We start from the raw sequence: 12,789 nt of genomic DNA, 5'->3' as shown, positions 1-12,789 counted from the left end.
TCCAACGGCGCGTCGGGAAAGCAAGGTCTAGGATCGTCGCGTGCCCAGGATCAGCGCCGACACCCTCGCGCAGCACCGCGCGAACCGGCTCCGCGCCCTGCTCGACGCGGGGCGCGACATCGTCGCCGAGGAGGGCGCCGACGCGCTGACCCTCGCGTCCCTGGCACGCCGCGTCGGGCTGTCCCGCCCGAGCCTGTACGAGTACTTCCGGTCCCGCGAGGAGCTGGTCGCCGCGATCGTGTCCGACGAGCTGCCCGACTGGGCTCGCCGGCTCGCCGACGCGGTCCACTCGGCCGAGGGCGTGCCCGCGAAGGTCGAGGCGTACCTGCGCACCGAGCTGGGCATCATCGCCGACGGCAGCCACGGCGCGGTCGTCGCGCTGTCCGCCCACGCCCTGCCCGAGGCCGCCCGCACCCGCATCCGCGCCGAGCACGAGAAGCTGCTCGCGCCGCTGGTCGGCGTGCTGCTGGAGGCCGGCGTGCCCAAGCCCGGCCTGCGCGCGCTGCTCGTCCACGGCGCCGTCGAGGCCGCCGCGCGCACCCTGCGCCCCGGCGACGCCGAGCACAACGAGTCGGTGCTGAGCGCCCTCGTGGCCCAGGTCCTGCACGGGCTGGCGCGCTGATGGCCAACCGGATCGACAGCTGGCTGTGGGCCGTGCGGCTGACCAAGACCAGGCCCGACGCCGCGGCGGCGTGCCGCGCCGGGCACGTGCGGGTCAACGACAAGCCGGCCAAGCCCTCGACCGTCATCGTCCCCGGTGACGAGGTGCGCGCCCGCGTGGGCGACGTGGTGCGGGTCGTCGAGGTCGTCCGGGTGATCCAGAAGCGGGTGGGCGCGGCCGACGCCGCCACGTGCCTCATCGACCGCACCCCGCCGCCGCCCCCGCTGGAGGCCGTCCCCGTCGCCCGCCGCGAGCGCGGCGCCGGCCGTCCCACCAAGCGCGAGCGCCGCGTGCTCGACAAGTTCCGCACCGGGCAGCTCTGAGCGACCCCCGGGTCCCACCCGACCGCGCCTCGGGGACCACCCGGAGGCGGTCCAGGGGGAGTCAACCGATCGGTTGACCGCGGGTGTGGCCGCGCGGGTGATCACTTCCGCCGCGCCGCCGACGAGTCTTGGGGCATGGCGATCATCGAAGTGGTCGACCTCGTGAAGAGGTACGACGGGAAGGTCGCGGTGGACGGGGTCTCGTTCACCGTCGACGAGGGGGAGATCTTCGGCATCCTCGGCCCCAACGGGGCCGGGAAGACCACGACCGTCGAGTGCGTCGAGGGGTTGCGCGCGGCGGACGGCGGCACGATCCGGGTGGACGGGCTCGACCCGCGCCGCGACCGCGTCGCGCTGCGCTCCCGGCTGGGAGCGCAGCTCCAGCAGAGCGAACTGCCCGACCACATCCGCGTCGGCGAGGCCCTGGACCTGTACGCGTCGTTCTACCGCGACCCGGCAGACTGGCGGGAGCTGCTCGACCGGCTCGGCCTGGGCGACCGGGTCAAGACCCCGTACCGCAAGCTGTCCGGCGGCCAGAAGCAGCGCGTGTCCGTCGCGCTGGCCCTCGTCGGCAAGCCCAGGATCGCGGTGCTGGACGAGCTGACGACCGGCCTGGACCCGCAGGCGCGCCGCGACACGTGGGCGCTGGTCGAGCAGGTCCGCGACTCCGGCGTCACGGTCGTGCTGGTCACCCACTTCATGGAGGAGGCCGAGCGGCTGTGCGACCGGCTCGCCCTGATCGACGCCGGGAAGCTGGTCGCCCTCGACAGCCCGGCCGGCCTGGTCTCCCGGTTGGACGGTGAGCAGCGGGTCCGGTTCCGGCCCACCGCGCCGCTCGACCTCGCCCTGCTGGCGGACCTGCCGGAGGTCGCGTCCGTCGAGCGGCACGGGCCGCAGGTCGTCGTGACCGGCAAGGGCAACCTGCTGCACGCCGTCACCGCGCTCCTCGCCCGCAACCACGTGGTCGCCGCCGACCTGCGCATCGAGCAGGCCGGCCTGGACGACGCCTTCATCCACCTCACCGGCCGCGCGCTCTCGGAGTGACCTGACATGTTGAAGATCATCCGCATCGAGTGGAAGCTGTTCCTGCGCGAGCCCGTCATGGTCGCGTTCGGCGTCCTGTTCCCGACCGTCCTGCTCCTGGTGCTCGGCGCGATCCCGGCGCTGCGCACCCCCGACCCCAAGTTCGGCGACCTGCGGTTCATCGACCACTACGTGGGCACGCTCGTGGTGATCGCGTTCGCGTTCCTCGGGTTGAACAAGCTGCCCCAGACCGTCGCCACCTACCGCGAGAAGGGCGTGCTGCGCCGGTTCTCCACCACGCCGGTGCACCCGGCCCGGCTGCTCGTCGCGCAGGTCGTGGTCAACCTGGTCGCGGGCGCGATCTCGGTCGTGCTGCTCCTGGTCGTGTGCCGGCTCGCGTTCGGCATCGACCTGCCCCACCACCCGTTCGGGTTCCTGCTGACCTGCCTGCTCGGCATGCTGTCGCTGTCCGCGCTGGGACTGCTGGTGGCGGCGTGGGCGCCGAACGCGCGTGCCGCCGGCGGCTGGGCGACGGTGGTGTTCATGCTCATCATGTTCTTCGGCGGGGCCTACCTGCCGCGGGTGCTGCTGCCGGACGTCCTCAACACCATCGGCGACCACCTGCCGCCGGGCGTCGGCGCCCTCCAGGAGTCGTGGCTCGGCGCCGCTCCCGACCCGGTGCACCTGGGCGTCCTCGCCGTCGTCACGGTGGTGGCGGGTACCGTCGCGGCGAAATCCTTCCGCTGGGAGTAGGCATGACCGACAGGTTCGACGTCTGGGAGCACCGGCTGAACGTGGCGGGGCACGCCATCCCGTACCTGGTGCTCGTCGTGCCCACCGCGGTCTACCTCCTCATCACCGAGGAACCGTGGCCGGTGAGGTGGGTCAACCTCGGCATCGCGGTCGCCGCGGGGCTGTGGATGCTCTGGTGGGTCACCCTGCACCCCCGGTGGCACGACCGGACCGGCCTGATGGCGGTGTTCTTCGTCGGCGTGCTGGTGGTGTACGGCGTGCTGGGGCTGCGGCACCCCATGTTCGGGTTCTACTCGTTCGCCGGGTACATCTACGCGACCGAGTACCTGCCGGGGCGCTGGAAGTTCGCGGGTGTGGCCGCCACCGCCGTGCTGGCCGCCACCTCGATGCACGGCGGCCTGCCCGCGCCCGAACCGGCGGCGATCGGCCTGTACGCGGCCATGGTGTTCATCGTCGTGGTGGTGGCCTCCACGTTCACCTTCCTCGGGCACTACACCCGCGAGCAGTCCCTGCGCCGCAAGGAGATGGTGACCGAGATGGCCGCGATGATCGAGGAGAACGCGGGCCTGCACGCCCAGCTGCTCATCCAGGCCCGCGAGGCGGGCGTGCTGGACGAGCGCCAGCGGATGGCGCGCGAGATCCACGACACCCTCGCCCAGGGGTTCACCGGCATCATCACCCAGCTCCAGGTCGACGACGACCCGCCCCGGCACGTCGAGACCGCGTTGCGGCTGGCCCGGGAGAACCTGGCCGAGGCGCGCCGCTCCGTGCACGCCCTGCGCCCGCCGGCGCTGGACGGCGCGAACCTGCCGGACGCGCTGTCCGAGGTGGCCGCCGGGTGGACCGACCACACGGGCGTGCCCGCGTCGGTCGCCACCACCGGCGCGGCGCGGGCCCTGCACCCCGAGGTGGAGGTGGCGCTGCTGCGGGCCGCGCAGGAGGCGCTGTCCAACGTGGCCAAGCACGCGGCGGCGTCCCGGGTGGGCCTGACCCTGTCGTACATGGAGGACGTGGTGACGCTGGACGTGCGCGACGACGGCGCGGGGTTCGACCCGTGCGCGGCGACCGGCGGGTTCGGCCTGGTCGCGATGCGCCAGCGGGTGTCGCGCCTGGCGGGCGCCCTGGTCGTGGAGTCCGAGCCGGGCGGCGGCACGGCCGTGTCCGCCTCGGTGCCCGCGATCCCGGCGGAGGTGGCGCGGTGATCCGGGTGGTGATCGTGGACGACCACCCGGTGGTCCGCGACGGCCTGCGCGGCATGCTCTCCTCCGCCGGTGACGTGGAGGTCGTGGGGGAGGCCGCCGACGGGGCCGAGGCGGAGGCCGTGGTGCGGGCCGTGTCGCCCGACGTGGTGCTCATGGACCTGCGGATGCCCGGCGTCGACGGCGTCACCGCCATCGGGAGGCTGCGCGACCTGCCGACCCGCGTCCTCGTCCTGACCACCTACGACACCGACAGCGACGTGCTGCCCGCGATCAAGGCGGGCGCCACCGGCTACCTGCTCAAGGACACGCCGCGCGACGAGCTGTTCCGCGCGGTGCGCTCGGCGGCCAGGGGCGAGGCGGTGCTGTCGCCGTCGGTGGCGACCCGGCTGGTGGGCCAGGTCCGGCACCCCGCGACCGAGCCGCTGAGCGACCGCGAGGTGGAGGTCCTGGGGCTCATCGCCCGCGGCTGCACGAACCGCGAGGCGGCGGCGAAGCTGTTCATCAGCGAGGCGACGGTGAAGACGCACCTGGTGCACGTCTACGCCAAGCTGGGCGTGAAGGACCGCGCCGCGGCCGTCGCCGTGGCCTACGAACGCGGGCTGCTGGGCGCTTAACCCCGCGCCGTCCGGGGGAGTTGTCCACAGTGGCGCGGGCGATCGCCCTGGTCGCCGGCCGCGCTCCGGTGCTTTTCAGTGTGGTGCCGGGGAGTTGTCCACAGGCGGCGGGTGAGGTGGCGCGCCGTCCGGGGGAGTGCGCGCACCCTGGTCCCATGAGCGACGACAGCACCGCCACCCCGTGCCTCCTCCCCACCTCCGCCGACCCGGGCGCGCAACCCCGTCCGGCGCAGGGCCGGGGCGATCCCGCGGCCCGGGGCGGGCAACCCCGCCGACCCGGCGTCCACCGGGCCCGCGCGGGCTCAGTAGTCGACGCGGTCCACCCGCGACAGCCAGGCGGTGAACGGCGCGTCGTCGTGGCCGGTCGAGACCCGGTGCACCGGCAGGCCCCACGTGTCGCGCGGCCGGCCGAACAGCTCGTGGAACTCGCGGTCGTCGAACCCCGCGGCGGCGGCGTCGTGCCGGTCGGCCGCGTAGACGACCCGGTCCACCCGCGCCCACAGCGCCGCCGCGAGGCACAGCGGGCACGGCTCGCACGACGACACGAGCACGCACCCGGCGAGCCGGAAGTCGCCCAGCGCCCGGCAGGCCGCGCGGATCGCCACGACCTCGGCGTGCGCGGTCGGGTCGAGCGAGGAGGTGACCTGGTTGGTGCCGGTGGCCACGACCTCCCCGCCCCGGACGACCACCGCCCCGAACGGCCCGCCGCCCTCGGCGACGTTGCGCGTGGCCAGCTCGACGGACTCGCGCAGCCACGCGTGCTCGGGCAGGGCGGAAGTGGTCACGGGGTGTTCTCCTTCGGGTGGTGGGTCGTCGGGAAGCTCCTCCGGGCGTGCTCGTCCGCGCCGCGTCGGCCGCGGCGAGGACGAGGGCCGTCCGGGTCAGGTGCCGGTGATGTGCTCGGGCCTGACGGGCACGCGGGTCAGCGCGCGCCCCGTCGCGTCGCGGATGGCCGCCACGATGGCGGGCGTCGAGGAGATGGTGGGCGGCTCGCCCACGCCGCGCACGCCGTAGGGCGCGTTCGGGTCGGCCAGCTCCAGCACGTCGATGCTCATGGGCGGCATGTCCAGCACGGTCGGGATCAGGTAGTCGGTGAACGACGGGTTGCGCACCACCCCGCCCTCGACCTGGATCTCCTCCATCACCGCGAGACCCAGCCCCTGCGCCGACCCGCCCTGGATCTGGCCGATCACCGCCTGGGGGTTGAGCGCCCTGCCGACGTCCTGCGCGCAGTCCAGCTCGACGACCTTCACCAGGCCCAGCTCGGTGTCCACGTCGACCACGGCCCGGTGCGCGGCGAACCCGTACTGCACGTGGGCGTTGCCCTGCCCGGTCCGGGGGTCGAGCGGCTCGGTGGCCCGGTGCCGCCACTCGGCGGTCTCGTCGACGACCTCCTCGCCGAGCAGGTCGGCGAGGTCGAGCCCGGCCGGGTCCCGGCCGCCCGCGAGCCGGGTCAGCCGCTCCCGCACCGCCGCGCACGCCGCCTTGACCGCGCCGCCGGTGACGTAGGTCTGCCGGGACGCCGAGGTGGAGCCGCCGTTGCCGATGCTGGTGTCCATCGGCAGGACCGTCACCTGCCGCACGCCCAGCTCGGTGCGCACGATCTGCTGCATGATCGTCACCAGGCCCTGGCCGACCTCCGCCGCGGCGGTGTGCGCCAGCGCGACCGCCTCGCCGTTGACGACCTGCAACCGCACGCGGGCGGTGGAGTAGTCGTCATAGCCCTCGGAGAAGCAGATGTTCTTGATGCCCACCGCGTAGCCGACGCCGCGCACGACGCCCTCGCCGCGGGTGGTGTTGGAGACGCCGCCGGGCATGTCCCGCAGGTCCACCTCGGTGGGCACCGGCGGCATCGGCTTGTCCCTGACCAGCTCCAGCAGCCGCGCGACGGGCGCGGCCGAGTCGACGACCTGGCCGGTCGGCATCACCGAGCCCTCGGCCATGGCGTTGGTGATCCGCACGTCCACCGGGTCCACGCCCAGGGCGGCGGCGAGCTTGTCCATCTGCGACTCGTAGGCGAACGCGGCCTGCACCGCGCCGAACCCGCGCATCGCGCCGCACGGCGGGTTGTTGGTGTAGACGCCCCAGCAGTCGACGGTCGCGTTGGGCACGTCGTAGGGGCCGATGCCGAGGGTGGCCGCGTTCGCCACCACCGCGCCCGTGCTGGAGGCGTACGCGCCCCCGTCGAGGTAGATCCGCGCCTTGACGTAGACGAGCCTGCCCGCGCGGTCCGCGCCGTGCTCGTAGTGCAGCACCGCGGGGTGGCGGTGCACGTGCCCGTAGAACGACTCCTCGCGGTTGTAGACCATCTTCGTGGGCTTGCCGGTGTGCAGCGCGAGCAGGCAGGCGTGCACCTGCATCGACAGGTCCTCGCGCCCGCCGAACGCCCCGCCGACCCCGGAGAGGGTCAGCCGCACCCGGTCGAGCGGCAGGCCCAGCGCCGAGGCCACCTGGGCCTGGTCGACGTGCAGCCACTGGGTGGCGACGTAGAGGTCGACGCCGCCGTCCTCGGCCGGCACGGCCAGCCCGGACTCGGGGCCCAGGAACGCCTGGTCCTGCATGCCGACCTCGTACCGACCGGTGACGACGACCTCGGCGGTGGCGTCCTGGTCGCCGTGCCGGACCGGCACGTGCCGCACGAGGTTCCCGCCGGGGTGCAGCGGGGTGTCGTCGGCCGCGGTCTCCATGTCCACGACCGGGGTGAGCACCTCGTACTCGACCTTGATGCGCTTCATGGCGCGGGTGGCCGTCTCGGGGTGGTCCGCGCCGACCAGGGCGACGGGCTCGCCCTGGTAGCGCACGACGTCCTCGGCGAGCACCGGCTGGTCCTTGTGCTCCAGGCCGTAGCGGTTGAGCCCCGTGACGTCCCGGTGGGTGAGCACGGCGTACACCCCGGGCACCTTCAGCGCCTCGGTGAGGTCGACCGACACGATCCGCGCGTACGGGTGCGGGCTGCGCAGCGTCGCGCCCCAGATCATGTCCTCGTGCCACAGGTCCGAGGCGTAGGCGAACTCGCCGCGCACCTTGAGGTTGCCGTCGGGCCGCTGCGGGCTGGAGCCGATCCCGCCCGTCACCGAGGAGGTCAGTCCAGTGGGGGTCAGGCTCATCGCGTCCCCTTCAGTCGCGTGGCGGCGGCGCGCAGCTCGCGCGCGAGGTCGGTCTCCGAGGCGGTGCGCAGCTCGCCGTCCTCGACGACGGTCCGGCCGCCGACCAGCAGCAGCCGCACCCTCGGCAGGGGGCCGAGGACGAGCGCGGCGACCGGGTCGTCGATGCCGGCGTGGTCGAGGCCGTCGAGCCGCCACACGGCGAGGTCGGCGAGCTTGCCGGGCTCGACCGAGCCGATCTCGGCGTCGCGGCCGAGGCAGCGCGCGCCGCCCATCGTGCCCAGCCACAGCGCCTGGCGGGCGTCGAGCGCCTTGGGGCCGCCGCGCTGGCGGGCCTGGAGCACGGCCTGGTGCAGCTCCTCGACCATGCCGCAGGACTCGTTGGACGCCGCGCCGTCCACGCCGAGGCCGACCGGGGCGCCCGCGTCGAGCAGGTCGCGGACCGGGGCGATGCCCGTGCCGAGCCGGCCGTTGGACGTGGGGCAGTGCGCCGAGCCGGTGCCGGTGGCGCCGAGCCGCCGCACCGCGTCCGGCGACAGGTGCACGGTGTGGGCGAGCCACACGTCCTCGCCGAGCCAGCCGAGCTGTTCGGCGTACTCGGTGGGCGTGCAGCCGTACTCGGCCCGGCACTGCTCCTCCTCGTCGACGGTCTCGGCGAGGTGGGTGTGCAGGCGCACGCCCTTGGCGCGGGCGAGTTCGGCGGCGCCGGTCATCAGCTCCCGGCTCACCGAGAACGGCGAGCACGGGCCGACGGCGACGCGCACGAGGGCGTCGGGCGCCGGGTCGTGGTGGTCGTTGACGGCCTGCTCGGTGGCGATGAGCGCGTCCTCGGTGCCCTCGACGAGGTTGTCCGGCGGCAGGCCGCCCTGCGACCGGCCGCGGTCCATCGAGCCGCGCACGGCGTGCAGGCGGACGCCCACGCGCCGGCCCGCGCCCACCAGGGCCTCGAACTGGTCGCCGCCCTCGCGCGGGAAGACGTAGTGGTGGTCGGCGGCCGTGGTGCAGCCGGTGGTGGCGAGCCTGGCCAGGCCCGCCGAGGCGGCGGCGTGGGTGATCCCCGCGTCCAGCCCGCGCCACACCGGGTAGAGCGCGGTCAGCCACTCGAAGAGCGTGGCGTCCTGGGCGATGCCGCGCGTGGCCCACTGGTAGAGGTGGTGGTGGGTGTTGACCAGACCGGGTGTGACGAGGCAGCCGGTGCCGTCGACCCACGTGTGCGGTCCGGCGGGCCGCGGGGCCTGGCCGGGGCCGACCGCGGTGATGCGGCCGTCCTCGACCACGACGTGGCCGGAGGCGATCTCGGTGCCGGCGGCGTCCACCGTCGCGATGGCCGCGCCGTCGATGATGGTGGGGATCATCGCCTCGACGCCGCCAGGCGCACCGCGTCGAGGATCTTCTCGTAGCCGGTGCAGCGGCACAGGTTGCCGGCGAGGGCCTCGCGGATCTCCGGGTCGCTCGGCCGGGGCACGCGGGCGAGCAGGTCGTGCGCGGCGACCACGAGGCCGGGCGTGCAGAACCCGCACTGCACGGCGCCCGCCTCGACGAACGCCTCCTGCACCGGGTCGAGCCGGTCGCCGTCGGCGAGGCCCTCCACCGTGCGCACCTCGCGGTCGTGGGCCTGCCCCGCGGCGACGAGGCACGAGCAGACCGGCACGTCGTCCAGGTACACCGTGCAGGAGCCGCACTCGCCCTGCTCGCAGGCGTTCTTGGCGCCGGGCAGCCCCAGCCGCTCGCGCAGCAGGAACAGCAGGCTCTCGCCCGCCCACACGTCGTCGGCCGTCCGCCGCTCGCCGTTCACCGTCACGTTCACGCGCATGTCAGGCGACCTTCCCGGAGTAGTCCTGCCAGGCCCAGCCGAGCGTGCGGCGGGCGAGCACGGAGAGGGCGTGCTTGCGGTAGGCGGCGGTGCCGCGGACGTCGTCGATGGGGCTCGCGGCCTCGGCGACGAGGTCGCCGAAGCGGCGCTTCACCGAGTCCAGCAGGGGTTTCGGCGACTCCCACTGGCCGGTGGAGGTCAGTTCGCCGGTCAGGAACTCCTCGGCCGCCGAGGCGCGCCGGGGCGTGGGCGCGGCGGACCCGATCGCGGCGCCCACCCGCTGCCACGCCGGGTGCAGGGCGACGGCGAACGAGCACACCGCGATGACCATGGCGTTGCGGGTGCCGACCTTGGCGAACTGCTGCGGCGCCCGCGTCTCGGGCAGGTGGACGGAGGTGATCAGCTCGTCGGGCTCCAACGCGTTGCGCTTCACGCCCAGGTAGAAGTCGGTGGCGGGGATGCGGCGCGTGCCGCGGGTGGAGGCGACCTCGACCACGGCGTCCACGGCCAGCAGCACCGGGTGCGCGTCGCCCGCCGGGGAGGCCGCGCCGAGGTTGCCGCCGACCGTGCCCCGGTTGCGGATCTGCGGCGACCCGACGGTGCGCGACGCCATCGCCAGGCCGGGCAGGCGGTCGCCCAGCTCCTCGATGACCCGCGTGTACGGCACGCCCGCCCCGAGGCGCACCGCGCCACCGTCGAGGTCCCAGGCGCGCAGCTCCTCGACGCGGGTGAGGTCGAGCAGGGCGGCCGGCCTGCGGTGGTCGAAGTTCAGCTCCACCATCACGTCCGTGCCGCCGGCGATCGGCACGGCGTCGGGGCGCTGCGCCTTGAGGGCCAGCGCCTCGGCGAGGCTGTCGGGGCGAAGGAAGTCCATCGGCTACCTCGGGGGTCGGCTACCTCGGGGGGTGGGGACGCGGCGTGGGGCCAGTACACAGACCGGTGGGGGTGGTCAGCTACGGCGGTGGCGCATGAATCCCAGCCTCCTCCCCGGAGTGGATTTGTGCTTTCCTACAAACACGATCGGACGAAGGTAAGCACCGGAGATGACAACGGGGAGGCGTGCGTGTTGCTGCTCCGCAGCCTCGTGGGGATGGCCGAGCTGCGCCTGCGCCCGGTCAGCGGCGCCGACCTGCTCGACCGGCCCGTGACCAGGCTCTACGGCACCGAGCTGCCCGATCCGGCCCGGTACCTGTCCGGGGGCGAGCTGGTGCTGTCCGGCCTCCTGTGGCACCGGGTGGACGCCGACTGCGAGACGTTCGTGGCGTCGTTGGCCGCCTCGGGGGTGGCGGCGCTGGCGGCCAGCCCGCCCCAGGCGGGCGCGTTGCCGGCGGCGCTGGTGGAGGCGTGCGAACGGCACGGCGTGCCGCTGCTGGAGGTGCCCGTCGACCTGTCCTTCGCGACCATCACCGAGCGGGTCGTGCTGGAGCTGGCCGCCGAACGGGTCGGCGCGGCGGGCGTCCAGCTGGGCCGCCACCGGCGGCTGCTGACCGTGGTCACCGGGGGCGGGGACCTGGCGGAGCTGGTCGCCGCGGGCGCGGCCGAGCTGGGCGTGCCGTGCTCGGTCCTCTCGTGCACCGGTCGCGTCGTCGCCGGGCCGGCGCCGGACGACCCGGCCGCCCTGGTCCGCGAGTTCCTGCTGGCCGACCGGCTCCCGCGCGTGGTGCGCGGGGTGACCCTGCTGCCGGTGCCGGTGCGCGGCGGACCGAGGCCGGCGTCGTGGGTCCTCGTCGTCCCCGGCGACCGCGCCCGGGACGAGGTCGCCGCCGAGCTGGCCGGCCTGGTCGGCGTGGAGCGGGCCCGCGTCGTGCAGGGGCGGGAGATCGAGAACCGCGCCGCCGGGCCGCTGCTGCGGCAGGTGCTGGCCGGCGGGGATCTGGCCGCCCGCGTCGCCGCCGTCGGCTGGGACCCGGACGCCCCGCTGCGCGTCGTGGCCGCCTCGACGTCCGGCGGTCGCGGCGAGCGGGCCGGGACCGGGTACGCCGCCGCCCTGCTCGACGAGGTGCTGGCGGCCGTGACCCCCCGGTTCCTGGTCGCCGCGGTCGGCGACGAGGTGTACGCGCTGGCCCCCGCCGGACCGTGGGTGGAGGACGTGCGGACGGCGTTGCGCACCCTCGAACCCGGCCTGGGCACCACCCGCGTGCTGGTGGGCATCTCGTCCCCGGTGGGCCACGCGGGTCTGCGCGGCGCGGCGGAGGAGGCGTCGCACGCCCGGCGGTTGGGGGAGCGGCGCACCGGCCGGACCCGGGTCGTCGCCGGCGAGGAGATCGCGTTCCACCAGCTGCTGCTGGCCGGCGTCCCCGAGGAGCTGCGCGGCTCCCTGCGCCGCAGGCTGCTGGGCCCGGTGATCGACTACGACGACGAGCACGGCTCGGACCTGCTGGGCACCCTGCGCGTCTTCCTCGACTGCTCGGGCTCGTGGACCACGGCCGCCGGCCTCCTGCACGTCCACGTGAACACCCTGCGCTACCGGGTGGGCCGCGTCGAGGACCTGCTCGGCGCGGACCTGTCGAACTTCGCCGAACGCGTCGACCTCTACCTGGCCCTCCAGGCGGGCTGACGCCCCTGGCAGACTTCGCGGATGAGCTGGGACGTCATGCTGTACCCGCTGCCCGAGGACCTGCGGTCCGTGGACGACCTGCCCACCGACGCGCGGCTGCCCCCGATCGGACCGCTCGCCACCGTGCACGAGGGCCTGCGCCGAGCCGAGCCCGGCATCGACCTGCACGACCCCGTCTGGGGCGTGCTGCGCGGCGAGGGCTGGAGCATCGAGGTCAACATCGGCCACGACGACCCGGTCGAGGCGATCATGCTCCACGTGCGCGGCGGCGGTGACGAGGCGCACGCCGCCATCTTCCGTTTGGGCCGCGGCATCGGCTGCCGCCCGGTGGACCTGTCGGAGGGCGACCTGCTGCGCGAGGGCGACCCCGGCACCTGGCACGACTTCCAGGCCTACCGCGACCAGGTCGTCCACGACCAGGCCCTCCACGACCGGCAGTAACCGGCCGCAGGGGAACCGCCACCCGCTCCCGCCGATCAGCGCTCCCGCCGATCAGCGCTCCCGCCGATCAGCGCTCCCGCCGATCAGCGCCCCCGCCGATCAGCGCTGTCGGCGCTCCCGCCGTCCCGACCTCCGCCCTTCCGGTGGAGTCGGCGTCGGTGGGCGTGTTTCCGCCCCGGTGACCTCCCCGTCCCCTCCGTTACCCGATCTCGGCCCCTGACCCCCGCCTTGCGCGGCAGGGGTGGGCCTGTCGGTTTCCTGTAGGCCCTTCTCCGGGTGCGTCCCGGCGCGGAAGACT

13 protein-coding genes are annotated in these 12,789 nt (G+C 74.7%); 8 read left to right on the top strand and 5 right to left on the bottom strand.

Annotated elements, in window-relative coordinates; all coding sequences use genetic code 11:
- Positions 1-40: 40 nt before the first annotated feature.
- The 6 genes from ACRAKJ_RS30045 to ACRAKJ_RS30020 all read left to right on the top strand — a co-directional run bounded on the left by ACRAKJ_RS30045 (position 41) and on the right by ACRAKJ_RS30020 (position 4,576).
- The gene (locus tag ACRAKJ_RS30045; protein WP_438920897.1) at positions 41-622 is read left to right on the top strand and encodes a TetR family transcriptional regulator; all 582 of its coding nucleotides are present in this window, start codon (positions 41-43) and stop codon (positions 620-622) included.
- Positions 622-984 carry a S4 domain-containing protein gene (locus tag ACRAKJ_RS30040; RefSeq protein ID WP_438920898.1) on the top strand — a complete coding sequence of 121 codons (363 nt, stop codon included), beginning with the start codon at positions 622-624 and terminating at the stop codon, positions 982-984. The genes ACRAKJ_RS30045 and ACRAKJ_RS30040 overlap by 1 nt, the downstream gene beginning before the upstream one ends.
- A gap of 135 nt (positions 985-1,119) precedes the next feature.
- Positions 1,120-2,028 (top strand): ATP-binding cassette domain-containing protein, encoded by a 909-nt coding sequence (locus ACRAKJ_RS30035; protein WP_438920899.1) that lies wholly within the window; start codon positions 1,120-1,122, stop codon positions 2,026-2,028.
- A gap of 6 nt (positions 2,029-2,034) precedes the next feature.
- On the top strand, positions 2,035-2,760 hold the full coding sequence (locus tag ACRAKJ_RS30030) for an ABC transporter permease (RefSeq protein WP_438920900.1): 726 nt from the start codon (positions 2,035-2,037) through the stop codon (positions 2,758-2,760).
- Positions 2,761-2,762: 2 nt separating this feature from the next.
- Positions 2,763-3,962 carry a histidine kinase gene (locus ACRAKJ_RS30025; RefSeq protein ID WP_438920901.1) on the top strand — a complete coding sequence of 400 codons (1,200 nt, stop codon included), beginning with the start codon at positions 2,763-2,765 and terminating at the stop codon, positions 3,960-3,962.
- Positions 3,959-4,576 carry a response regulator gene (locus ACRAKJ_RS30020; RefSeq protein ID WP_438920902.1) on the top strand — a complete coding sequence of 206 codons (618 nt, stop codon included), beginning with the start codon at positions 3,959-3,961 and terminating at the stop codon, positions 4,574-4,576. The genes ACRAKJ_RS30025 and ACRAKJ_RS30020 overlap by 4 nt, the downstream gene beginning before the upstream one ends.
- A gap of 302 nt (positions 4,577-4,878) precedes the next feature.
- Here ACRAKJ_RS30020 and ACRAKJ_RS30015 read toward each other — a convergent pair whose 3' ends face one another.
- The 5 genes from ACRAKJ_RS30015 to ACRAKJ_RS29995 all read right to left on the bottom strand — a co-directional run bounded on the left by ACRAKJ_RS30015 (position 4,879) and on the right by ACRAKJ_RS29995 (position 10,367).
- Positions 4,879-5,361 (bottom strand): deaminase, encoded by a 483-nt coding sequence (locus ACRAKJ_RS30015; RefSeq protein WP_438920903.1) that lies wholly within the window; start codon positions 5,359-5,361, stop codon positions 4,879-4,881.
- Between the two features lie 96 nt (positions 5,362-5,457).
- Positions 5,458-7,683: a molybdopterin cofactor-binding domain-containing protein gene (locus ACRAKJ_RS30010; RefSeq protein WP_438920904.1), complete on the bottom strand. Its 2,226-nt coding sequence runs from the start codon at positions 7,681-7,683 to the stop codon at positions 5,458-5,460.
- Complete coding sequence (locus ACRAKJ_RS30005; protein ID WP_438920905.1) at positions 7,680-9,035, bottom strand: 8-oxoguanine deaminase; 1,356 nt, start codon at positions 9,033-9,035, stop codon at positions 7,680-7,682. Before ACRAKJ_RS30005 ends, ACRAKJ_RS30010 begins: the two co-directional genes overlap by 4 nt.
- Complete coding sequence (locus tag ACRAKJ_RS30000) at positions 9,032-9,493, bottom strand: 2Fe-2S iron-sulfur cluster-binding protein (RefSeq protein ID WP_438920906.1); 462 nt, start codon at positions 9,491-9,493, stop codon at positions 9,032-9,034. The genes ACRAKJ_RS30005 and ACRAKJ_RS30000 overlap by 4 nt, the downstream gene beginning before the upstream one ends.
- A gap of 1 nt (position 9,494) precedes the next feature.
- Complete coding sequence (locus ACRAKJ_RS29995) at positions 9,495-10,367, bottom strand: FAD binding domain-containing protein (RefSeq protein WP_438920907.1); 873 nt, start codon at positions 10,365-10,367, stop codon at positions 9,495-9,497.
- A gap of 189 nt (positions 10,368-10,556) precedes the next feature.
- Here ACRAKJ_RS29995 and ACRAKJ_RS29990 point away from each other — a divergent pair, with 189 nt between their 5' ends.
- Both ACRAKJ_RS29990 and ACRAKJ_RS29985 read left to right on the top strand, forming a co-directional pair.
- Positions 10,557-12,050 (top strand): PucR family transcriptional regulator ligand-binding domain-containing protein, encoded by a 1,494-nt coding sequence (locus tag ACRAKJ_RS29990; protein WP_438920908.1) that lies wholly within the window; start codon positions 10,557-10,559, stop codon positions 12,048-12,050.
- Positions 12,051-12,071: 21 nt separating this feature from the next.
- Positions 12,072-12,491, top strand: coding sequence for a hypothetical protein (locus ACRAKJ_RS29985; protein WP_438920909.1), 420 nt, complete (start codon positions 12,072-12,074; stop codon positions 12,489-12,491).
- Positions 12,492-12,789 lie beyond the last annotated feature (298 nt).

Source organism: Saccharothrix sp. DSM 118769 (assembly GCF_052936295.1).
This window is presented reverse-complemented; position numbering and strand designations above follow the sequence as displayed.

Excerpts from the sequence above, each read along its gene's own strand:
- ACRAKJ_RS30040 (WP_438920898.1), top strand. The coding sequence starts at position 622 with ATGGCCAACCGGATCGACAGCTGGCTGTGGGCCGTGCGGCTGACCAAG.
- ACRAKJ_RS30035 (WP_438920899.1), top strand. The coding sequence starts at position 1,120 with ATGGCGATCATCGAAGTGGTCGACCTCGTGAAGAGGTACGACGGGAAG.
- ACRAKJ_RS30030 (WP_438920900.1), top strand. The coding sequence starts at position 2,035 with ATGTTGAAGATCATCCGCATCGAGTGGAAGCTGTTCCTGCGCGAGCCC.
- ACRAKJ_RS30025 (WP_438920901.1), top strand. The coding sequence starts at position 2,763 with ATGACCGACAGGTTCGACGTCTGGGAGCACCGGCTGAACGTGGCGGGG.
- ACRAKJ_RS30010 (WP_438920904.1), bottom strand. The coding sequence starts at position 7,683 with ATGAGCCTGACCCCCACTGGACTGACCTCCTCGGTGACGGGCGGGATC.
- ACRAKJ_RS30005 (WP_438920905.1), bottom strand. The coding sequence starts at position 9,035 with ATGATCCCCACCATCATCGACGGCGCGGCCATCGCGACGGTGGACGCC.
- ACRAKJ_RS30000 (WP_438920906.1), bottom strand. The coding sequence starts at position 9,493 with ATGCGCGTGAACGTGACGGTGAACGGCGAGCGGCGGACGGCCGACGAC.
- ACRAKJ_RS29995 (WP_438920907.1), bottom strand. The coding sequence starts at position 10,367 with ATGGACTTCCTTCGCCCCGACAGCCTCGCCGAGGCGCTGGCCCTCAAG.
- ACRAKJ_RS29985 (WP_438920909.1), top strand. The coding sequence starts at position 12,072 with ATGAGCTGGGACGTCATGCTGTACCCGCTGCCCGAGGACCTGCGGTCC.